Source organism: Photobacterium sp. WH77 (genome assembly GCF_022014395.1).
Lineage (GTDB): Bacteria > Pseudomonadota > Gammaproteobacteria > Enterobacterales > Vibrionaceae > Photobacterium > Photobacterium arenosum.
In genome coordinates this window covers 1-21,370 of sequence record NZ_JAKLTE010000020.1, presented here as the reverse complement: position 1 = coordinate 21,370, position 21,370 = coordinate 1, and the positions used below count along the sequence as shown (strand labels likewise).

At 49.2% G+C, this 21,370-nt stretch carries 19 protein-coding genes; 8 read left to right on the top strand and 11 right to left on the bottom strand.

Going from position 1 to position 21,370, the window contains the following annotated elements:
- Positions 1-26: 26 nt before the first annotated feature.
- Both nrdB and L6J37_RS17150 read left to right on the top strand, forming a co-directional pair.
- Complete coding sequence (gene nrdB, locus L6J37_RS17155; protein ID WP_027253377.1) at positions 27-1,160, top strand: class Ia ribonucleoside-diphosphate reductase subunit beta; 1,134 nt, start codon at positions 27-29, stop codon at positions 1,158-1,160.
- Positions 1,157-1,444 carry a 2Fe-2S iron-sulfur cluster-binding protein gene (locus L6J37_RS17150; RefSeq protein ID WP_192015313.1) on the top strand — a complete coding sequence of 96 codons (288 nt, stop codon included), beginning with the start codon at positions 1,157-1,159 and terminating at the stop codon, positions 1,442-1,444. Before nrdB ends, L6J37_RS17150 begins: the two co-directional genes overlap by 4 nt.
- A gap of 96 nt (positions 1,445-1,540) precedes the next feature.
- Here the strand turns inward: L6J37_RS17150 and L6J37_RS17145 are convergent, their stop codons facing one another.
- Positions 1,541-2,773, bottom strand: a complete 1,233-nt coding sequence (locus L6J37_RS17145; protein WP_218383106.1) for a CinA family nicotinamide mononucleotide deamidase-related protein — start codon at positions 2,771-2,773, stop codon at positions 1,541-1,543.
- A 456-nt stretch (positions 2,774-3,229) separates the two neighbouring features.
- Here L6J37_RS17145 and tyrP point away from each other — a divergent pair, with 456 nt between their 5' ends.
- Both tyrP and L6J37_RS17135 read left to right on the top strand, forming a co-directional pair.
- Positions 3,230-4,435 carry a tyrosine transporter TyrP gene (gene tyrP / locus L6J37_RS17140; protein WP_237796039.1) on the top strand — a complete coding sequence of 402 codons (1,206 nt, stop codon included), beginning with the start codon at positions 3,230-3,232 and terminating at the stop codon, positions 4,433-4,435.
- A gap of 314 nt (positions 4,436-4,749) precedes the next feature.
- Entirely contained in the window at positions 4,750-6,714 is a 1,965-nt protein-coding gene (locus L6J37_RS17135) for a putative bifunctional diguanylate cyclase/phosphodiesterase (RefSeq protein WP_218383103.1), read from the top strand.
- Between the two features lie 55 nt (positions 6,715-6,769).
- Here L6J37_RS17135 and L6J37_RS17130 read toward each other — a convergent pair whose 3' ends face one another.
- The 3 genes from L6J37_RS17130 to cysB all read right to left on the bottom strand — a co-directional run bounded on the left by L6J37_RS17130 (position 6,770) and on the right by cysB (position 9,809).
- Entirely contained in the window at positions 6,770-7,498 is a 729-nt protein-coding gene (locus tag L6J37_RS17130) for a sulfite exporter TauE/SafE family protein (RefSeq protein ID WP_237796037.1), read from the bottom strand.
- On the bottom strand, positions 7,498-8,700 hold the full coding sequence (locus L6J37_RS17125; protein WP_237796035.1) for a methyltransferase: 1,203 nt from the start codon (positions 8,698-8,700) through the stop codon (positions 7,498-7,500). The genes L6J37_RS17130 and L6J37_RS17125 overlap by 1 nt, the downstream gene beginning before the upstream one ends.
- A gap of 134 nt (positions 8,701-8,834) precedes the next feature.
- The gene (gene cysB, locus L6J37_RS17120; protein WP_192015307.1) at positions 8,835-9,809 is read right to left on the bottom strand and encodes an HTH-type transcriptional regulator CysB; all 975 of its coding nucleotides are present in this window, start codon (positions 9,807-9,809) and stop codon (positions 8,835-8,837) included.
- A 313-nt stretch (positions 9,810-10,122) separates the two neighbouring features.
- Between cysB and L6J37_RS17115 the strand changes: the two genes are divergently transcribed.
- Positions 10,123-10,884 (top strand): hypothetical protein, encoded by a 762-nt coding sequence (locus L6J37_RS17115; RefSeq protein ID WP_027253385.1) that lies wholly within the window; start codon positions 10,123-10,125, stop codon positions 10,882-10,884.
- 103 nt (positions 10,885-10,987) lie between these two features.
- Here the strand turns inward: L6J37_RS17115 and L6J37_RS17110 are convergent, their stop codons facing one another.
- From L6J37_RS17110 to L6J37_RS17085, 6 genes are all read right to left on the bottom strand, one after another.
- Complete coding sequence (locus tag L6J37_RS17110; RefSeq protein ID WP_237796034.1) at positions 10,988-12,223, bottom strand: quaternary amine ABC transporter ATP-binding protein; 1,236 nt, start codon at positions 12,221-12,223, stop codon at positions 10,988-10,990.
- Complete coding sequence (locus L6J37_RS17105) at positions 12,216-13,115, bottom strand: ABC transporter permease (RefSeq protein WP_192015305.1); 900 nt, start codon at positions 13,113-13,115, stop codon at positions 12,216-12,218. The genes L6J37_RS17110 and L6J37_RS17105 overlap by 8 nt, the downstream gene beginning before the upstream one ends.
- Before the next feature lie 59 nt (positions 13,116-13,174).
- Positions 13,175-14,188, bottom strand: coding sequence for an ABC transporter substrate-binding protein (locus L6J37_RS17100; RefSeq protein WP_237796033.1), 1,014 nt, complete (start codon positions 14,186-14,188; stop codon positions 13,175-13,177).
- A gap of 361 nt (positions 14,189-14,549) precedes the next feature.
- Positions 14,550-15,830 carry an NAD(P)/FAD-dependent oxidoreductase gene (locus L6J37_RS17095; protein WP_218383094.1) on the bottom strand — a complete coding sequence of 427 codons (1,281 nt, stop codon included), beginning with the start codon at positions 15,828-15,830 and terminating at the stop codon, positions 14,550-14,552.
- A gap of 40 nt (positions 15,831-15,870) precedes the next feature.
- Entirely contained in the window at positions 15,871-17,355 is a 1,485-nt protein-coding gene (nhaC, locus tag L6J37_RS17090; protein ID WP_218383092.1) for a Na+/H+ antiporter NhaC, read from the bottom strand.
- Between the two features lie 136 nt (positions 17,356-17,491).
- Positions 17,492-18,451 carry an ornithine cyclodeaminase family protein gene (locus L6J37_RS17085; protein ID WP_237796032.1) on the bottom strand — a complete coding sequence of 320 codons (960 nt, stop codon included), beginning with the start codon at positions 18,449-18,451 and terminating at the stop codon, positions 17,492-17,494.
- Positions 18,452-18,630: 179 nt separating this feature from the next.
- Between L6J37_RS17085 and L6J37_RS17080 the strand changes: the two genes are divergently transcribed.
- A complete protein-coding gene (locus tag L6J37_RS17080; RefSeq protein WP_237796031.1) occupies positions 18,631-19,413 on the top strand; it encodes an AraC family transcriptional regulator in 783 nt (260 codons plus the stop codon).
- 219 nt (positions 19,414-19,632) lie between these two features.
- Positions 19,633-20,424, top strand: a complete 792-nt coding sequence (miaE, locus tag L6J37_RS17075) for a tRNA isopentenyl-2-thiomethyl-A-37 hydroxylase MiaE (protein ID WP_192015303.1) — start codon at positions 19,633-19,635, stop codon at positions 20,422-20,424.
- Here miaE and L6J37_RS17070 read toward each other — a convergent pair.
- A complete protein-coding gene (locus L6J37_RS17070; protein WP_237796030.1) occupies positions 20,411-21,211 on the bottom strand; it encodes a hypothetical protein in 801 nt (266 codons plus the stop codon). The genes miaE and L6J37_RS17070 overlap by 14 nt on opposite strands.
- A 51-nt stretch (positions 21,212-21,262) precedes the next feature.
- Between L6J37_RS17070 and L6J37_RS17065 the strand changes: the two genes are divergently transcribed.
- A partial coding sequence (locus tag L6J37_RS17065) for an IS4/Tn5 family transposase DNA-binding protein (RefSeq protein WP_237796058.1) occupies positions 21,263-21,370 on the top strand: 108 nt, incomplete at its 3' end.

Sequence of the window (21,370 nt, the reverse complement as noted above, 5' to 3'; positions counted from 1 at the left end):
GGCTCCCCTTTGATGCTGAGGACACAATGGCATACAGTACTTTCTGTAAAACTAACAACAACCCGCTGCATGAACCTATGTTCTTTGGTCAGCCGGTTAACGTTGCACGTTACGACCAGCAAAAGTTCGAGATTTTCGAAAAACTGATTGAAAAACAATTATCTTTCTTCTGGCGTCCGGAAGAAGTTGATGTATCCAGTGATCGCATTAACTTCAACAATCTGCCTGAGCATGAACGCCACATTTTCATCAGTAACCTGAAATACCAAACCCTGCTGGATTCCATTCAGGGACGCAGCCCAAACGTTGCCCTGCTGCCACTGGTTTCTATTCCTGAACTGGAAACCTGGATTGAAACCTGGTCATTCTCAGAGACTATCCATTCGCGTTCCTACACGCACATTATCCGCAATATCGTTAACGATCCTGCTGTGGTATTTAACGATATCGTTGAAAATGAGCACATTATTAAACGCGCGGCGGATATTTCCCGTTACTACGACGAACTGATCCAGGACACCAGCGATTATCACCGTATGGGTGAAGGCGAGCATGTGGTCAACGGGGAAACCGTTGTGGTCAGCCTGCACGAGTTAAAGAAAAAACTGTACCTGTGCATGATGTCGGTCAACGCGCTGGAAGCTATCCGTTTCTACGTCAGCTTTGCCTGCTCTTTCGCCTTCGCTGAACGTGAGCTGATGGAAGGCAACGCCAAAATCATCAAGCTGATCGCTCGTGATGAAGCCCTGCACCTGACAGGCACTCAGCATATCCTTAACCTGATGCGTACCGGTCAGGATGATCCTGAGATGGCTGACATTGCCCGTGAGTGTGAACAGCAGAGCTTCGACATCTTTAAAGATGCCGCTGAGCAGGAAAAAGAATGGGCGGAGTACCTGTTCAAAGATGGGTCTATGATCGGCCTGAACAAAGACATTCTTTGCCAGTACGTTGAATACATCACCAACCTGCGTATGACAGCAGTTGGCCTGAAACCCGCCTACCCTGGCGCCACTCAAAACCCAATTCCATGGATTAACGCCTGGCTGTCCTCTGACAACGTACAAGTTGCACCACAGGAAGCGGAAATCAGTTCTTATCTGGTTGGTCAGATTGATAACGACGTCAGTGCTGACGATCTGGGTGACTTTGAACTATGAGCCGATTGACCATTACGGTTAACGGACAGCAGGTTTATGGTAATAACGATGAACCCTTATTAGTCCAACTGGAACGTGCAGGTTTACAGCCTGAGTACCAGTGCCGCAATGGAATGTGTGGGGCCTGCCGGTGCAAACTGATAGCAGGCCAGGTGGATCAGCGCGAGGCGATGGCCTTTGTCGCACCGGGAGAAATACTTGCCTGCCGGTCAGTACCCACCTCAGATTTGAGTCTGGAGTTTGATTATCAGGTCCAGCTCTCTCAATCTGCGGTTAACGAGTAACCCACCTCAGCGCTGAACACAGCTCATGCCTCTGTCAAAAAAAGCCAGTCTGGATTGCCAGGCTGGCTTTTTAGTTTCTTGTGTCCCGTCCTGAGATCAGTTCGGCTCGGCCGGTAAAAACAACTCGCTCAGTCTCTCGAACGATTCATACTGGCCAATCACAGTCTGACCCGTTTGCCACCGGCGCAACATATCCAGCATCAAAGTCGCAACCATTTTACGATGAGGCTTATTGGCATACTGTCGCCTGGTACGCACGTGCTGCGCCCAATCGCCATTTGGTGTAGACAGGGCAATCGCAATACTGTTGTCATACAGCGGGCCACAAACCAGTGCCAGATCAGAGCCAGTTTGCTGCCGGGCGGCGGCGGCCATCGCTAAAGAGGCCCCCATAGGTTCTGCGTCGCTCAAAGAGGGATCGACCTGAGTTGTCAGCAACCATCCCTGACTTAATGCGGTCTGGGTTGTCGGATTATCCTGCAGCCAGTTAAGTACATCACCGCCGGTAAACTGCTCTGCCACCGTTAATGTAAGAGGGGCTTTGGAGAAATGCGTACCTATGGTATCCAGCAAGGTTTCACCAGCACCGACAATGTTCTCACCCAGACGCGTCTGAATTTGCGCTAACACAGCAGCGACCTGAGTATCATCTTTAGGTGCAAACAACTTCACTTCAATAAAAGGCAAGTAAGAGCGGTAACCCAGCTGGAATAACGGCGGTAAGGACAGGGAAGCCAAAGTATCGTTGATGCCTGACTCTGATAATCCGAAACTGTACAGCCGGTGACACTCAAGACTTGCGACATCCGGGTGCAACGATTTCAGCCTGGGCAGAATCTCGTCTTCTACCATGACTTTAAATTCGCTGGGTACACCCGGGGTGAAGAACAAATGCGCACGGTTCAGCTTCATCATGAAGCCGCATGCGGTACCAACCGGGTTATCCAGTACGTCTGCTCCCTCTGGCAACATGGCCTGCTTCAGGTTTGCCTGCGGCATGTCCCGCCCCAGAGTCCGATACTTCTCGATCATTTGCTCAACCCAGAATTCCGACTGCTCTAAACCGGCTCCTGCTGCAATGGCTGCAGCCTGGGCTGTCAAATCATCGGTGGTCGGTCCCAGACCACCATTTACAATAACGATATCAGCCGTCAGGCTGCACTGTTCTATTTCCGATGCCAGACTTTCAAGCTGATCGCCGACCGTAGTGCGTCGCGACAGCGCGAAGCCGTTCTGAAAAAACAAACGGGACAGCCATGCAGCATTGGTATCAACGATATCTCCATGCAGGACTTCTTCACCGGTACTTATCATGACAACTTGCAACATGTTGTTCCTCTTATTTATTCAGTTGGCACTTCACTGTAACACTTAGTCAACCACGAGAGAATCTTAAGCACTGATAATTGAAAACCCCCTCCGGTGCAATGCATTACACGCACTGCACAATCACTCATGTTGTAAACTTACATTTACACAAAAATAAACAAAAGTTGACAGGTCATTTTTCTGCATTTAAAGTGACGGCAGTAAATTACGCCTGCCAATAAGTGTAATTTGCAGACAAAAACACTAATTGTTGTACAAATATTATGAGTAAGTTTGCCATGAAATTCTATTATCGTCGGCCGCAGTGGTCGAGCGTGTTGTAAAGAAACCTGAACATATCAATTCCTTCCAACCCAGTGCACCATTGTGGCTATATTTTTTCTTCGGAGAGAATCAGCCTTACCGCCCCCCTCTCCCATTAATTAAACCAATAAAAATACAGGGAGTTTTTACTCGATGAGCATGAACAAAACCTTCGGCAGTACTTTAATTATTGCCGGAACAACCATTGGCGCAGGGATGCTGGCTCTGCCGCTGGCATCGGCCGGATTGGGTTTTACAACCGCCACACTAACAATGGTCGGTATCTGGGCGCTGATGGTATACACAGCGCTGCTTATGCTGGAAGTCCATCAACATGCTGATCCTTCGGCCACTCTCCACTCGCTGGCGAAAGAGCTGCTGGGTACAAAAGGACAAGTTGTCGCCAACATTGCGATGATGTTTCTGTTTTACGCATTGTGCGCGGCTTATATTGCCGGTGGCGGTGCCCAGTTAAATGACAAGTTATCCGGCTGGTTTGGACTTGATGTCATGCCTCAGGCTGGCACAGTGTTGTTCACTTTACTGATTGCCACTGTGGTATCGGTCGGGACACACTCGGTAGATTTGGTAAACCGTATCCTGTTCACGCTGAAAATTATTGCGCTGGTTATTATGCTAAGCCTGTTATTGCCGCATATTCAGGGGCAACACCTGGTTGATATGCCAGTCGAAAAAGGTCTGCTCATCTCGGCACTACCAGTGGTGTTTACCTCATTTGGCTTCCACGGCAGCATTCCTTCTATCGTCCGCTATGTGGGCATAGACATGAAAGCGCTGCGCAAGGTGATGATAGTGGGTGCCTCTGTGCCTTTAGTCATTTATCTGCTGTGGCAAGTCGCCAGCCAGGGCATTCTCAGCCAGTCTGATCTGATCGCCAATTCCAGCCTGGGCAGCTTTATTGCCGCACTGAGCACGCTGCTAAAAAGCCCTATGGTCAGTAATTCCGTCTCTGTCTTTGCAGACCTTGCGCTGGCGACCTCTTTCCTCGGGGTAAGCCTGGGCTTGTTTGACTTCCTGTCTGATACCTTAAATCAGGAAAATTCAAAATCCGGCAGAGTACAAACGGCTCTGTTTACCTTCGTACCACCGCTGTGCTTTGCTCTGTTTTATCCTCAAGGCTTTATTATGGCGCTGGGTTATGCGGCGATTGCGCTCGTCATTCTGGCTATCTTTCTGCCAGTGGCCATGGTGCATGTTCAACGAGGACAACGACAGACAATCGGTGAGTACCAGGTCAGCGGCGGCAAACCTGCTCTCATAATGGCTACCGGAGCAGGTGTGCTGATCATCACAGCACAGTTCCTCCAGATGGCCGGACTTATTCCTGCCGTCGGGTAAAACACCATAAAAATGCACACTGAGTTTCATAATGAAAAGTGAGTGTGCATTTACTTGTAGAGTAAGAATAACTCTGGGCTTAGCTGTTTAGCTAAGTCCTTTCTCAGAAGTTAACTCATCACTTGTACAGTGCACTACCGAGCCAAAAGACCCACTCCCAGTTCACTATTTGTACTTATTTATCATTAATTTACATTTACGCAACACGCACTTCCTGAATCAAGATCACGCTTTACACCCTGTCGCATGTATGCCACAGGCAATTTAGGCTATCGTTGAGGCATTGCCCCTTTAAAGTCATTCCTTTATCTGGTATGAGCCAATTCTTTACGACCTTTGAATATCTGCAATCCCCGGTATGGGTTTTCGACATTGAAAACAAAGCCATTATCTGGGCGAATTCTGCTGCACTTCCCCTTTGGGAGGCAGAGAGCCTGAGCGAGCTTAGATCACGGGACCTGGGACAGGATATGTCCGACGCGGTAGAAGCAACCCTGAATGACTATTTACAAATGTTCAAACGCGGTGAGTCGCTAAAGCTATGGTGGAGCTACAGCCCCAAGAGCAAAGTGAAAAATGCATTGTGTCATTTTTCTGGTATTCCGAGCGAAGATGGCAGAATCGCCATGCTGGTTCATGTTATTTCTGAGGAAGCCAGCTTGAGACGAGAACTGGCATTTTCTGATGGCTCAAATCTTGCCCTGCTTTTTTCTTCTGAAGGGCAGCTGCTGAGTGCCAATCGCGCCTTCATTCACGCTTTTGGTGAACAGCTGGACAGCCTCGCAACTTTTGTCGGCGACATCAAATTGGCAGAGAAATGGTTGCATGATGCCAGCGAAGGACAAGTGGTAAACCACAGAAAGCTGTGCTGGACAGGCCGAAACTACGACTGGTTTAGCATTGATGGCAAGTGGCTGGCAGACAAACAACAGCTCTTACTCAGCCTGGTCAATATCAGCCAGGAAAAAGAGCAGTTAAAACAAGCGAAATACCAGTCAGAACACGACTACCTGACCGGCCTGCTGAACCGCAGGGGCATGATTACTGCTATCCACGCCTCTCAGCATTCGTCTCAGCCTTATACCTTGCTGTTTCTTGATGTGGACGGGTTTAAGCTCATCAATGACACCTATGGTCATGCCATCGGCGATAAGATGTTGCGGGCTATCGCTATTCGACTCAGCGAAATTGTAAAATTCAATGGCTTACTGGCCCGTTTTGGCGGAGATGAATTCATCATCCAGATTGACCACCGCCAGGTTGAAGATCCGGCCCAGTTTGCGCGAAAACTCATTACCAATCTCAATAAGCCTTTTCACCTGAAAGAGGTAGGTGAGTTATCCATTGGCTGCAGTATCGGGATGGCCAGCTTCCCCAATGACGCAAAGAAAATTGAAACCCTCATCACTCAGGCCGACATGGCAATGCACCGCGCCAAACTGAGGGGGCGTAATCGCTGCCATCATTTCTCTCCTGAGATGGCTGAAGATTTATACCGTAAAATGACATTGCGCCATCACCTGACGCTGGCCATGGATGCTGAAGCCTTTGAACTGTATTACCAGCCCATAGTCGATTTAAAAAACAATCGGTTAGGTGGATTCGAAGCCTTAATTCGCTGGTATGATGAAGATCTCGGCCAGGTGGCACCGTCTGAATTTATTCCGCTTGCTGAAGAAACCGGCCAGATAGTGCCGCTAGGAAAATGGACGCTGAAACAAGCTTGTATGCAGCTTTCACACTGGAATAAAACCTATGGTAAGCGTTTTACTGTCAGTGTGAATCTGTCCCGGGCCCAGCTCCATGCCAGTCTCGCAACTTATATCGGAACATTACTCGAACACTACGACATTAACGCCAGCCAACTGGCATTAGAGCTCACTGAGTCTGCCATGTTGCAGGAGTATGATGACGCCAAGCAATGTCTCGTCGATTTGGCAGAACTGGGCATTGAACTTCACCTTGACGATTTTGGTACCGGTTATTCGTCACTCTCTCAGTTGCAGAACCTGCCCATCACTATGGTGAAATTAGATCAGAGCTTCGTGCAGGCCAATAACCAAAGCAGCCGGGCCATTGTGGAAGCGACCTGTGCAATCTGCGACAAGCTGAACCTGAAACTGGTCGCCGAAGGTGTTGAGACGCTTGAACAGCTGGAATATATCCAGCAATGCGAGTTTGACTATTGTCAGGGATACTATCTGGGCAAACCCATGCCCGCCCATGAGCTGGAACAGCGACAATTTAATCTGTTCAACATCATCCCCAAAGCCAGCTAACCACACCGACCCCATCCAACATCAGAGGCCGCTGCTCTCAGCGGCCTCTGTAATGTTACGTCCACATAGGGCTGAGTCCCTGCCACATGGCCGCCATGCCGGCAAAAGTACACAGCACCAGCAAGGCATATCTGACCCATTCGGTTTTGATTAAATGCTGAACCTTATATGCTAACAAGGTGGTCAATATCGGTGCGGGCAGCACAATCAATGCGTATTTCAGGTGCCACAGACTGAAGTGGCCCGTTGCCGAAAGGACAACCAGCGATAAAACACAGCTGAAAACAAAATACACAGCCAGATTTGCCCTTAATTTTCCGGCTTCCGCATGCTGCAGCACTAAAGCCATAGGTGGGCCACCAATACTGGTTGTCGTCCCCATCAGGCCCGACGTAAAACCAGCCACAAACAAGGCTTTCGGGGTAGGTTTGAAACGAACCTTAGATAAACTGATCAGAACCGCCAGTAACACACCTACGCCCAGTATCAGAGCCAGATGCTCAGCACTGATGTATACCAAGATCCAGCCGGCAACTATGGTGCCAGGCACACGCCCCACAAACGCCGCGCTCATTCCGGTAAATGAAATCATTCGCCGGTACTGCCACATATTAATCAGCGCCAGTATCAGACCAACAAATGTCACCACACCCGGAACAAAACGTGGTTCATAAAAATACACAATCGGCGCCGCCACAATGGCCATGCCAAAGCCAACGGTACTTTGAACAAAACAACCAGCCGATAAAGCCAGCGCACAGAAAATCAGCGTGCTTGTCTCCATTATTTCTCCAATTGTGCGTGAATAAGAATATTTCTTGGTGTGATGGGTTTATCACAGAATGTGCCAACAGACACCTGATATCCGGCATCTTCCATAAACAGCGCCCTGTCAAAAACCAACCACATTTCAAGGGGTCGGCGAAAAGCCTGACGAACCAGTTCCATGCGCTCTACCTTCCGAAAGCAGGCTTCTCCCTTTTGCTGCCAGTGCGCATAATCAATGTCCTCCGGCAGTTGCAATCCTTTTTGCTGAGCGGCCCACAGACAAAAATCAGCAAAACCATTCTTTAAAAGGGCTTTCTGTACGTTGGGGACAGGCAAATAAGCGTCATTGTGGGTCAGATGTTTCTGCAAAGCATTAAAGCCCAGACGGTAACTGACTTCGACAAATCGCTGCTGTTTCACCCGTTGTCCGGCTGTGACGGTTTCCTGCAACGGCATTCTCAGATCGTGCTTTGATAATCTCAGCTCACTCTTTATTGCCGGTGCCGACAATGGTTGATACGCATCATGACGGATCAGGTGGTAGCAGCAAGGTGAGATACTGACTGCCGCTGTGCGCTTTGCAGCCACCCGCTCCAGCAAACTGACGTGCAGATCGCCGCAGGCATGTAAAGCCACCGCATGCTGACTTGGTCGTATCACACTGGCGCTTTCCGGTGCAAAAGCATCCGCCTGAACGAAGGTCATTGGCAACCCCAACTGGTTCGCTGCAGACTGACCGTCTTCAGTCAAACTGCGTTGCCATTCAAGGCTGGTGACCCGGGTGTTATGACATGCTGCAAGCACGCGCCCTAAATATCCTTTCCCGGCACACCATTCCAGCCAGGGAAGCTTGTGCGAAGGCAGTACTGCATTGAATGCCAGCACCTGCTGCCATTTCCGGCCCGGAATACCGACATCTAATCCTCGGGGCAGACGCGGCGAAATCTCTGAGACTGGAGGCAGTACAGGAATATTGGCAAGTTGATGCATTTCAGGCAGAACTGGGAGAAAAACCGCTAATTCACCAATGAGCGCAGCAGTGTCTTCCAATAAGTTCGCCACATCCTGATCGGACAGAGAATCCAGCCAGTCCGACAGCGCAGGCATACTGTGCTGCCAGGGATATTCGTGGCAGGCGAAAGGCATAAACTGCCAGTATGCTCGTTCCTGAGTGAGCAAGGCATCCAACTGACAAAATGTGTCTGAATAGGCAGACATTGACGCCCCTGATACGCTAATTAACTAAAGGGCCGTATTTTATCTCATATCAGGTCGCAAAAGCAGTGAATAGTGAAGAGAGTACAAAAAAGCCGCAGAGTGCGGCTTATTGATTACTGCAGGGCTTTAAAAACTCAGCGCACCGGCAGTTTAATACTGGCAAACATGGCTTCTATTTCATCATTACTCTTGAGTGCTAATGCCTGATCAACCACGTTCCGGGTCAGATGCGGGGCGAAGCGCTCCATGAAATCGTACATATAGGTACGCAGGAAGGTGCCTTTCTTAAAGCCAATGGTCGTCGTACTGGCTTCAAAAATGTGGCTGGCATCAATGGCAACCAGATCATGATCCGTCTCAGGATCAATCGCCATGCTCGCCATCACACCGACGCCAATTCCCAGACGCACATAGGTCTTGATCACATCAGCATCTGTCGCCGTAAACACAATACGCGGTGTTAGCCCGGAGCGGTTAAACGCATTATCCAGTTCAGAACGCCCGGTAAAACCAAATACGTAAGTCACTAAGGGATAAGCCGCCAGATCGTGAATCGTAATATCTTTCTTCTGGGCCAAGGGATGATCCGAGCGCACCACAATTGAGCGATTCCAGTGATAGCACGGCAACATAATCATGTCCTGATATAAATGCAGTGCTTCCGTTGCTATGGCAAAGACAGTGGTGCCCTTGGAAACCGCATCCGCTATCTGGGAAGGTGTTCCCTGATGCATGTGTAATGAAACTTTCGGGTAACGTTCAATAAAGCCCTGAATCACATTCGGTAACGCATAACGCGCCTGTGTGTGTGTCGTCGCGATATGCAGTGTGCCCATTTCCGGGTGCGTATACTCGCCGGCAACCGATTTAATGCTTTCTACTCGCGAAAGAATATCACGAGCAATACGGACAATGTTCTCACCCGCTGGCGTCACTTTGGTCAGGTGCTTACCGCTACGCTCGAAAATTTGAATGCCGAGCTCATCCTCAAGTAAACGTACCTGCTTGCTGATGCCCGGTTGAGAGGTATACAGATTTTCAGCCGTTGAGGACACATTGAGATTATGGTTTACCACCTCAACGATATAGCGTAATTGTTGTAGTTTCATTTTCCCGCCCCAAATATAGTCCGTTACATTCTAACAATGCGACTATCTATTTCACTATGTTATATACAGTATCATAGTGTCTAAAATGCACATGTACAGCAACACAAGGGTTCTGACCACCATAATTTGACAACAGGTGGAAATCTATACTGGCCCGGCGTTAGCGACAGGTCACCGGCGGCCTCTCCCAATGTAAAAATGTGCGCACTGCGAATGTGAGGCTATGAGCAAAATTCTACCCTATGCTATGACCTCATGATCAGATGGTGTATCTTATGGCTTCATTTGTCTGTGGATTATCTGATCGAGTTTTATGAGTATACCTTTAGTGGTCGGTCTTATCGGCCTGTTGTTAGTCCTGGTTGTGGGTTATAACGTTATCATTCAGTACCGGCAGCAGCTGGAGAGCCAGAAGCAGCAGGAATTGGCCAAGCACATTGCCATCATCGACTCCAGTGAAGATCTGATAGGTCATGCTCATCATTTGCCTTACAGCAAAGAACTACTGGTCTGTCTGAATCAACGCATTCTGTCAGCCCTGGAAAGCATGTTCGAGGTTGATCAAAAAGATCGCTCTATGCCCCAGCGTATTAACAACGTCCGGGAGCAGATTCATCAGCTGCAGCAAAATTACACTCCTAACGAAATGTCTGGCTTTAAAGTACCCACCACAGACCGTCAGGCTATTGCTATGCTGCAGTTGGTTAAACGCCTGAAACAGGTAGTTAAAAGCGAACACAGCAAAGGCCGTCTGGGCACCCAGGCATTCGTTGCTGAGAATGCGCGTCTGGAAGGGTTACAGCTGCGTATCAACATTGAAAACGTTGTTAAACGTGCCAACGATGCCCGCATGAAACGCCAGATTGGTACTGCCAAACAGCTGTTAAGAAAAGGGCTGGATGCGCTGGCGACCAAAAATCACAATTATGCTAACCAGGCCCGCGAAAAATTGCAGGCCATGCTGGATGAAATTGACAGCTCGCAGAATCAGAGCAATGCGAAACAGCGCCAGGAAATGCTGGAAAAAGAACAGGACGAACTGGATATCCTGTTCCAGCCGAAAAAGAAATGGTAAAGACAGCACATTGCTAATCCAATCAGGCCGCTTTTAAGCGGCCTGATTCGTTTGGGCTGTACCGAACAATTAATTAGCCGACATTGTGATTACGACGTGGTGATTACGATGTGGGGTTTAGGACATGATGTTCACTGAGCACTTTGGCCAGTGTGGAACGTGATAGACGGCCGCACACTTCCCCCTGCTCTCCCAGCACAGGCAAAGCGACATCTGCCTCCAGGGTGACGGGCAACACCTGCTCTAGCAGCTGGTGACGCGAAATCGCAGGCACCGGCAGCAAGGCCGATTCTTCTAACTGTCCATCCGGATCGTCAGTCATGGCCTTTTCAATACTGTGACGGGTCAGCACGCCCAGATACCGCTGCTGCTCATTCAGTACATAAACTTCGTTCAGGCTATGCTGCTCCATGTAGCGATTCGCCTCAGATACCGAACATAACCCAACACAGTGCGCGCCCGGCGACATGACAGCCTCGACTTTCAGCACTCTGGACCGATTCACATCTTTAACAAAGGCTTCGACATAATCGTCAATGGGGTGCAGCAAAATATCCACAGGCCGGCCCTGCTGAATCAGCTCACCGTCGCACAAAATCGCGATCCTGTCTCCCAGCCGCAGTGCTTCGTCCAGATCGTGTGTAATAAAGATGATGGTCTTACCGAGTTTGGACTGCAGGGCCATCAGCTGCTCCTGCATCTCGCTGCGAATCAGCGGGTCCAGTGCCGAAAAGGCCTCATCCATCAGCAGTATATCGGCATCGGTGCAAAGTGCCCTCGCCAGTCCAACCCGCTGCTGCTGCCCGCCGGACAAGCTCGATGGATAGTGTTCGCCATAGCCTGCCAGCCCCACAGTCTCCAGCCAGTAGCTGGCTTTTTCCCGCCACTCACTGTTATCAACGCCTTGTATTTGCAGGCCATAGCCAATGTTTTGCAACACAGTCCGGTGAGGCAGTAAGGCAAAACGCTGAAAGACCATTGCCATCCGCTGTCGCCGGAATGCCTGCAATGCAGAAGCACTCAAAGCGGTGACATCCACCCCGTCAATTTCCACCTGGCCGGCAGACGGCTCAATAAGACGATTAAAATGCCGGATCAAGGTCGACTTGCCTGAACCGGACAAACCCATCACGACAAATATCTCGCCCTGGCATATCGACAGGTTAATCTTGTTCAGGCCGACCGTATGCCCGGTTTCCGCCAGAATGGCAGATTTTGATTTTCCGGCATGCACCTGTTTCAGTACCCGCTCAGATTGGGGGCCGAACACCTTGTACAAATCGCGCACACGGATGAGCGGCGTGGTGCCTGTGTCTTGCGTGTGGATTGAATCAGTCATGTTTTCGCCCCGAAAGATGTTGCTGAGTGCGCCGGGCATAGCTTTGAGAGATACGATCAAAAATGATAGCCAGCGCCACTATGGCCAGCCCGTTGAGCAGACCCAGCGTAAAGTACTGGTTAGTAATCGATTTAAGAACAGGCTGCCCCAAGCCTTTTACGCCAATCATGGACGCTATCACCACCATGGCCAGCGCCATCATAATGGTCTGATTAATCCCCGCCATGATAGTCGGCATCGCCAGCGGTAACTGCACACCAGTCAACCGTTGCCAGCCGCTCGCGCCATACGCTTCTGCCGCTTCGAGCACTTCTTTGTCCACCAGCCGGATACCCAGATTAGTCAGGCGGATCACAGGGGGGATCGCATAAATCACCACAGCAATCAGGCCCGGTATTTTGCCTATGCCCAACAGCATCACAACCGGGATCAGGTACACAAACGCCGGCATGGTTTGCATCACATCCAGCAGCGGGGTGATCACACTTTGCGCCCTGTCTGAACGGGCCATCAGAATCCCTATCGGTAAACCCAGTACTATCGCCAGCAGGGTGGAAGCAATAATGATGCTCATAGTACGCATAGTATCTTCCCACATACCGAAAAGACCAATGAACACAAAAGCAACCACCACACCGCATACCAGCTTCCAGGAACGGCTGGCATAAAAAGCCAGTCCGGCTAATATGGCAATCATCAGCCACCAGGGGGTGTTCAGCAGCAGCTTTTCAAAGCCAATCAGCATAGAGAGCAGCGGGTCAAAAAAAGATTCAATACTGTCGCCGTACTCACGTGAAAACGTACGATATGCGCCATCGAGGGTTTTACGAATCGCGAGAAGTTGATAACGGTCAAGTTGGGGGAAATCGGTAATCCAGGAGAGTTCAGACATATCGGGGTGCCGTAGATCGGTAAAATGAACAGACCCGGCAGCTACCGGGTCTGGCTGGTTCAGCGAGCCGCCAGGGCTTGCTTAATGCGCTGTAACGCTTCCGGCGTTACCCACTGGCTCCACAGTGACACATTATCCGCGAGAAAGTGCTCTGCAGCTATTTCACCGTCGGCCTGGTTGTCTTCCATCCAGGCCAGCATGCTGTTCATTTGCGGATTGGTAAAGGCGCGCTTTGATAAATAGGCCAGCGCGTCAGGCGCTCGTGCCGCAAAACTCTCAGTCACCACAGTATCAACCGGTGACGGCGGATACATGGTCGGTTTGGGGTCCAGACAGTCAGCCTGAGTAATACAAGCCTTATAATGCTCGGCATCTACCCCTGTGCCGAAGTCTACTTTCACCATCTCGTACTTGCCCAGAACCGCGGTGGGCGCCCAGTAGTAACCAAACCAAGGCTCCTGCCGCTCATAGGCTTTTGCAATGGATGCCGCCAGACCAGCGCCTGAACCGGGATCCACCAGCTCAAAACCTGAATCGCCCAATTTGAGTGCGTCAAACAAATGCTCAGAAGTGATCTGGCAGGTCCAGCCAGCAGGACAGCCCATCATGGCGGATTTATCCGGGTCTTCAGGATGCTTAAACAAACCGGCATTGGCTTTCACCCCAGCCAGAGTTTTCAGGCTTGGCTCTTTGTCCACCATGTAGGCCGGCACCCAGAAGCCTTCTTCACCCCCGTCAGATAACGTCACACCGGCATAGCGCAACCGACCTTCCTTAACACCTTTATCCAGTGCTTCGCGCATGGTATTGCTCCACATTTCAGGGGCAATATCCGGCTCACTTTTTTCAATCATGGACGTTGTGGTAGGAATGCTGTCGCCGGGGACAAGCTCGGCGTCACAGCCGTATCCTTGTTGTAAAATAAACTGATCCAAATGGGCAATAAAGGTGGCGGAATTCCAGTTCATGTCGGCAATGGTGACATGCCCGCACGCTTGTTCAGCCTGCGCATTAACACTCAAAGGTAAAGTCACAGCGGCCAGTAACCAGGGGGCAATCCGGGGTAAGTGCATATAAAGTCCTTTTCTGATGTATCTGGATGCCAATAACCGGCAGACCTCCTTCACCAGCCATCGACACATACGTTTTCAGTATAAACACACCAAAATGGAATAACGATGATACAGCCCTATTTTTTAAAGCTAAGTGGTTCATTTTTTTCTTAGTTTCTTCCGGTGAGCCAATATCCGTCATTCTCTGGCCGCTCAGAAAGAGCTTTGTTATAATCCGCCGGTTTTCTTTCCCCTGTTCAACTCAGCAATAAGACCTATTGTGTGGTTTAATGAACCTGGACACAGTCCACTTCCCTATGCCGAGACAGTTTAAACTGTCTCGCTAAAGAGGAAGCGGACAGTAAAAGTGTGCTGTAAAAGTTTAAAATCGGTCCACCCGATACGGAGTCACGTCAAACTCAGGCTCTGTTTTTCGTAACAGACTGATCACCAATTCCGCACTAATTGCAGCTTGAGTCAGCCCCAAATGCTGATTACCAAAGGCAAACAAGAGCTGGGGATGACGCGGATGCCGATCTATCACCGGAAGTGAATCAGACAGCGTTGGCCTATGCCCCATCCATTCACTCACCTGCAACGCCGGATTGTTCAATACCGGCAACAATTGCCGACTGTGATGACGCAGCACATTAAATCGATGAGTGAACGCAGGTAACCGTAAGCCTCCAATTTCTGTTATCCCTACCACCCTTAAACCTGACTCCAAAGGGCTCATCACAAATTTACGTTCCGCAGAACCGATAGGGTGATTGAGTAGTTTAGGCTCTATTTCGGTGGTATCTATTGTCAGGTGATATCCACGCTCTGCTTCAAGTGGAACAAAAATCCCTGTTTGCTCGAGTAGCGGTTTCCCCCAAGCCCCAGTACAAAGCACCACATGTTCAAACCTAGACGGTTGTCTGGTTACAACCTCGACAAAGTCACCTTGAGGAGTAATGTTTTTCACTTCTGTTTGTTCAAAGCATCCACCTCGTTCCTCAAAAACCGCAAATAGATGTTTCGATAACAGGTAAGGATCATTAACTCGGCAAGCATTGGGAAAAAACAGAGCATGGCTAACACTCGCAGCCAGCTCAGGCTCTTTCTCCCTCAGTTGCGCGCCTTGCAATAGAACGTTTTCTATACCCCATTGTGCAAGGTAAGCGGCATGCTCCTTTGCCTCTTCCAACTTTGTTTCTGACTCCCATACCAATAAATACCCAGATGGTACCAGATACTCTTTCGCTCCAATATCAGCCAAGCAACGCTGCCAAGCCGGAACGGCCGCTTGATTGAGTTGGTAGAGGGCGTATCGGCTTTTCTCAACACGTGAAGAAGAAGCAGACCGAATAAAGCGCGCCAACCAGGGAAGTGCTTTCGGTAAATATTGCCAAGGCAGCGCCAGTGGACCTTTCGGGTCTATCCACATTTTAAGTGCCGAAGATAATGTCTTTTTTGTTGCCAGAGGATCAATTAATTCTGTTGCTAAGTAACCAGCATTGCCAAACGAAGCTCCTTCACCCGGCCCTCCTTTATCAAACAGCGTTACTTGATAGCCATGGCGCTGCGCTTCTAGAGCTGTGCACAGTCCAACCACTCCAGCGCCAATCACAGCAACCGTAGTCTTAGCCTCATTAAATGTGTTCATAACGGATTGTGTCATGTCTTACCTATTGGCCTGCTAAAAATCTTTATGGCACTGTTCAGTGGAATCTTCCACTCGCAACGGCGACTGCCTCTTTTACTGTCGTGGCCGCTTCCTCAGCACGCTTTGAGAACCACCCGATCTGTGCATAAAAAATGCCGATAACGGGTGACAGCCAACAAGCAAATGCCAACGGTGCATATAGCAAGGCACTGTAATCTCCGGGAGCAAGAGCAAGCCCTAGCGTCCCCATCACAAATGCTCCTCCCGCATTCCAGGGGATCAGTGGCGAGACTAACGTACCTCCTTCTTCAATCGCTCTGGATAAATTGAGTCTGCTATAGCCCAGCTTGTCATATTGCGGTCCAAACATACGGCCAGGTAATGCAATAGAAAGGTACACATCACCAGATACGGCGTTAGTCGCAATCGAGGTAAGAATGGTATTAGTCTGCAACCTTTTGAAACCTCTAGTGGATTTCATGATTGCATTAACGACAGATTCCAAACAGCCTGTACGTTCAAGCGCGCCACCAAATGCTAAAGCAAACATCATTAAGGTAATAACCCAGGTCATTGAGGTGACGCCGCCACGATTCAGTAAATTATCCAGAGCAGAAGATCCGGTATCTATCTTGTAACCACTATGAGCAAACGTCAGGATGTCATTAAGATTGTAATCATAATTATGCACGGCGACACCAGCGCCTAAAACAAAGCCCGTGAATAAGGCTGGGATTGGCGCTATTTTGTAAAACGCCAACAGCATCACAACCAAGAGTGGCAGTAAAGGCAGTAAACCTAGGCTGAAATGATTCTCTAATCCTGATTGAATAGCAGTAATATCTTGCAACTGCTGCCGGGCACCCGATGTCACATCCTCCATTAACACTCCACCCAGAATAGAGTAGAGCGCTAAAGCAATAAGCATTGCAGGAACAGTCGTCGGCATCATATTTTTAATATGCGCAAACACATTGGTTTCTGTGACTGCGGCGGCAAGATTAGTGGTATCAGATAAAGGTGATATTTTGTCTCCAAAGAAAGCACCCGATACAACCGCTCCCGCTGTCCAGTGTGCAGGGATACCAAAAGCGAAACCAATGCCAACTAAGGCAAGCCCAACAGTACCAACGGTTGTCCAACTAGAGCCAATGGAAAGGGAAACGACAGAACACAGCAACATGGTTGCAGCAAGAAACCACTGAGGTTCGATTAACACTAAACCGTAGTAGATCAGAGTGGGTACCGTACCACTAGCAATCCATGTACTCACCAACATGCCTACAACAATAAGAGTGGCAATCGAAGGCATCGCCACGTGTAAGACACGAAATGCACCAGATTCAATTTCCTTCCACCGCAGTCCTTGATACCAGCCAACCAACGCTGTAATAGCAAAACCAATCGCTAATGCTATATGCGGGGTGAAATCATCATAATAAAAAATCTGTATCGCTAACAATCCCATGGTAAGGATAATTGGTACGATCGCGAGAGCAAGCGGTGGCGGAGCTGTATAGTCTAAATTCTTTTTAATCATAAGTATTTTGCCAAATGAAGTCGCAAAAACCACACCGAAAAAAATGCGCAGCGCATGGAGATCCAGCTGGAAGATAAAATAAAAAGACCGATACAAAGCAAAATAAAAACCAAGTACACTTCGGTCTTATTATTGTTTAAGCACTCTGTACTGACTGATAAGCCAGAATAGCGCCAGCTAGATCTTCGCGAGAATCACCAACCGATTTAAAAAGTGTGATTGCCGCTTCTGGATCGTCAAGGTCTGCACGTCCGGCATGCTGGCCACGACACAAAACCGAGAAGTCAGCTAAAATACTCTCTTCAGTGATCGCTCCATCTCGCATAGGCATGATCAATTCCCCCGTCTCAACAAGCGCTGCTGCTTTGACATCAACGAAAACATTCGCCCGTGTTAGTGCTTCATTATCCGTTTCACGCATCGTCGGGGTAAAGCTCCCTACCAAGTCTAAGTGGGCACCAGGTTTTAACCATTCACCTTTAATAATTGGTACGGTTGACAGCGTTGCACAACTAATCAAATCAGCTTCTCGCGCTATCGCTTCCAACTGGTCATTTGCACATGCCATGGCATCCACTCCTTCATCGCGAAGTTCTGTTGCCAATTGCTCTGCAGCTGATGGATTAATATCCCACACATGAACGGTTTCGATAGGGCGAACACTCAAATGCGCAGGCACTAAACGTCGTGCAACTCTGCCTGCCCCAACCATCAGCATTTTGCTAGCCGTTTCACGCGATAGATAACGAGAAGCCAAAGCAGAAGCAGCAGCGGTTCTACGCGCAGTTAACTCGTTACCATCAATCTGAGCCAACATTTGCCCAGTCTGACCACAACTAAGTAGGTAATGACTGCTTAACCCTGGTTTATTATGAGCAGAATTTCCCGGAAATACATTCACCTGTTTAACGCCCAAATACTCACCTTCAATCCATGCAGGCATTAATAATAAAATCGCACTCGGATCTTGCGGTACATGCATCGTATGATGGTGGCGAATAGGAGCCGTTACATCACGCGTAAAAATATCCTTTAGAGCTTCGACTAGTGGCAGCCAAGGTAGTGCATCGTGTACCTGTTGTTGGTTGAGTTGCATGTCATCCTTCCTTTCATGTTAACTTACTGTTGATGTTCTATTATCATATCCATTAACAGAACTAACATTTGCCTGAGACTCTGTCGTTCTTACCCCAGACTCTGGAACTGAAAAATTTTGGGTAAGGAAAGACTACAGTTGGGAAATTAAGCGGCGCAGTTAAAAGTAGGAAATGTACTGTGAATCAAACCCAGATAAGAAGAAATGTTATCGCCAGACGTCAGGGCCAACACCTGCACAGCTACGCTCAAGTGCTTCTCGGTTGGAGAGGCACAATGGCCTGTGAGTTTGAGAGTGAAAGTCAGCAGATAGGTCACGGAACGGTTGCCGTAGTGCCGGCTAATGCGCCACATTTTTACAATGGCTTAAGTGAAGACAGTGAATTATTAGTCATCGATTTAGCTCCTGCCGATCCTTATATCCAAGCTCTAGAACAAGCGTGCAACCTATCATTAAAAGAGTCGGTATTTCAGCAGCCTTACTTTTTAGACTTAGGAGCAGAAAGCCAGCTGTTGCTAGATTTTGCCGCTCAGAAAGTTAATCAGGATCAGATGTCACCACAGATAAACTGTCAGCTAGTCTCGTTATTTTTGACACAATTAGGTCAAATGTCATCGACGTATACAGCGCCACCCTCCCACCGCCGCCTAGACGCCAACCATTTAAATGCTTATATAGACCAAAACATCACCACTGCCTTATCCAATACCCAACTTGCTCACGCTATGTATTTAAGTGAGAGCCACTTTTATTGTTTATGCCAAAAGCAGTTTGGGGTTACACCGCAAAAGTACGTGATGCAAAGACGCATGCAAAAAGCGCAATTTTTGCTTCTCAACAGCGGTATACCAATGACAGAACTTGCAGCAGATGTTGGTTTTTCCCAACTGTCTAGTTTCTCTCGTGCCTACAAACGCAGCTTTCAACATTCACCGAGTGACGCACGCCGAAAACCGCGCTAACAACAGCTTGCAGGCAGGTCCACGTTGTATATAAATATCAAGTAGCATTCACAGACCATCCGCCCGAGCAAGCACTGCTAAAGATCAAAAGCGAAGCCAAATCGATGGGTTCGCTTTTTGTTAGATAGCTAAGTTTTGTTAACTTGTTCCTGCTAGAAGAGCTTTGTTATAATCCGCCGGTTCTCTTTCCCCTGTTCAACTCAGCAATAAGACCCATCCATGACAGACACTCAGAGCATGATCAACGAGCTACTTCTTCCCGTCCGCCGGTTTCTGCATTGCGAAACCCCAGAGAGCTGGCTTGAGGAGGCACGCAAACCGGAAAACCTCAATGCCTTGCTGGTTGATCACTGTAACTGTGAGCTGAAAGCCAGCCAGACCGCTATTTTCCTGATCCGCAAATACGCCGTGGATGAGAAAAGCGGCCAGGCACTGCTTGACTGGGCCAAACCGTACGAAGATTTCGTCTATGGCAGGTCACGCCAAAAAGACGCCTTCCACGGCAGAAAGAATGGCCTGAGTGCTGAACTGACAGCAAGGGCGGATTGTCCTTACGGCCAGGATCTGATTGATAGGATGGTTCGCCTGATCAAAGAAGAATTCCACCACTTTGAACAGGTACTTGAAATCATGGACAAGCGCGGCATCGCTTACTCAAACCTGAGTGCCGGCAACTATGCCCGCGGGCTGATGAAAGCCGTGCGTACTCATGAACCCGCCACCTTGATCGATAAACTGATTGTTGGCGCTTACATTGAAGCTCGCTCCTGCGAGCGTTTCGCCAGACTGGCGCCGTTTCTTGATGATGAACTCAAAAAGTTTTACATCTCGTTACTGCGCTCTGAAGCCCGTCATTATCAGGATTACCTGAATCTGGCCGAGCAAATTGCCGGTAAGGATATCAGTGACCGAATTCTGCACATTGGCCAGCGCGAAGCCGGACTCATCAACACCCCGGATCAAGATTTCCGCTTCCACAGCGGCATTCCGGCCACCGCTATGGTGAGCTGAATAACACACGGCTGAAATCAATCCAGCCATTCGCCAGCAGTGATACCCCATTGAGATGACTTCGGACATTGAGCTGCTGGCGGTTTTGCCACAAGGGACGATAGATGCCGATGTCCACCAGCCATTGTTCGATCTCCTGAAATTTGTCCAGCCGCTCAGCCAGATTGTCAGACAGAAAGACGGTTTCTAATTCTCGCCGCAACCGTGTCTGCTGCTGTGGCTGCAGGCATACGGCCAGCGCAGTGCTCGCTTTGAGCCATTCCATCCAGCTCAGTTCCGCATCTTCGCCAAACACTTCACCGGAAATAATGATATCCGCCTGAGCCAGCCGCTCTGTCCGGTTGAAGTCCGGAAATGTTTCCACACAGCAAGTCGCTGGAATACCGGCGGCATTGAGTGCCGCTGCCAGTTGCTCAGCCAGGGCAATATGATCCCGCAACTGATAAGTCAGCACAGAGAGCGGAGCGTCAGGCACTGCCAGGTCTGAGAAATCCACAGCCACCCCGGTGTGGTGACAGGACAGATCAGATTGCAACATGCCTTTCGCAACACGGTAATCTGCCGGTACCATAGCAGCAGGCAGCGGCATCTGACGAACAAAAGCGGATAATCGCTGCCTGTGTGCCGGCACCGCCATCCAGCCAGCACGATTTTCATTCAGCAGCGCATACTCACACCCTTTTTCCCAGCTTTCGAGCTGCGAAAACGGTGCTGTCTGTCCCGGCACCAGCCCTGTCTCTTCTACACAAATCCCCCGGTTTTCACCGGGGGATTTTTTTTGAACCATTTAGAAGAAGTTTGATCTGATCCTGACCTTTTGTTTTAGATATAACTTGTCATGTTTGTAAGTGAACCATCCGTGTGGGCTCAGAGTGTTTTCCAGAGTGCAAAGTTGGGGGATGTACGCAGAACCAAACGACTTGTACAGTTGGCAGCGCAACTCGCT

Coding starts and splice junctions, on each gene's coding strand:
- nrdB (WP_027253377.1), top strand. CDS start 27: ATGGCATACAGTACTTTCTGTAAAACTAACAACAACCCGCTGCATGAA.
- L6J37_RS17150 (WP_192015313.1), top strand. CDS start 1,157: ATGAGCCGATTGACCATTACGGTTAACGGACAGCAGGTTTATGGTAAT.
- L6J37_RS17145 (WP_218383106.1), bottom strand. CDS start 2,773: ATGTTGCAAGTTGTCATGATAAGTACCGGTGAAGAAGTCCTGCATGGA.
- tyrP (WP_237796039.1), top strand. CDS start 3,230: ATGAGCATGAACAAAACCTTCGGCAGTACTTTAATTATTGCCGGAACA.
- L6J37_RS17135 (WP_218383103.1), top strand. CDS start 4,750: ATGAGCCAATTCTTTACGACCTTTGAATATCTGCAATCCCCGGTATGG.
- L6J37_RS17130 (WP_237796037.1), bottom strand. CDS start 7,498: ATGGAGACAAGCACGCTGATTTTCTGTGCGCTGGCTTTATCGGCTGGT.
- L6J37_RS17125 (WP_237796035.1), bottom strand. CDS start 8,700: ATGTCTGCCTATTCAGACACATTTTGTCAGTTGGATGCCTTGCTCACT.
- cysB (WP_192015307.1), bottom strand. CDS start 9,809: ATGAAACTACAACAATTACGCTATATCGTTGAGGTGGTAAACCATAAT.
- L6J37_RS17115 (WP_027253385.1), top strand. CDS start 10,123: ATGAGTATACCTTTAGTGGTCGGTCTTATCGGCCTGTTGTTAGTCCTG.
- L6J37_RS17110 (WP_237796034.1), bottom strand. CDS start 12,223: ATGACTGATTCAATCCACACGCAAGACACAGGCACCACGCCGCTCATC.
- L6J37_RS17105 (WP_192015305.1), bottom strand. CDS start 13,115: ATGTCTGAACTCTCCTGGATTACCGATTTCCCCCAACTTGACCGTTAT.
- L6J37_RS17100 (WP_237796033.1), bottom strand. CDS start 14,188: ATGCACTTACCCCGGATTGCCCCCTGGTTACTGGCCGCTGTGACTTTA.
- L6J37_RS17095 (WP_218383094.1), bottom strand. CDS start 15,830: ATGACACAATCCGTTATGAACACATTTAATGAGGCTAAGACTACGGTT.
- nhaC (WP_218383092.1), bottom strand. CDS start 17,355: ATGATTAAAAAGAATTTAGACTATACAGCTCCGCCACCGCTTGCTCTC.
- L6J37_RS17085 (WP_237796032.1), bottom strand. CDS start 18,451: ATGCAACTCAACCAACAACAGGTACACGATGCACTACCTTGGCTGCCA.
- miaE (WP_192015303.1), top strand. CDS start 19,633: ATGACAGACACTCAGAGCATGATCAACGAGCTACTTCTTCCCGTCCGC.
- L6J37_RS17070 (WP_237796030.1), bottom strand. CDS start 21,211: ATGGTTCAAAAAAAATCCCCCGGTGAAAACCGGGGGATTTGTGTAGAA.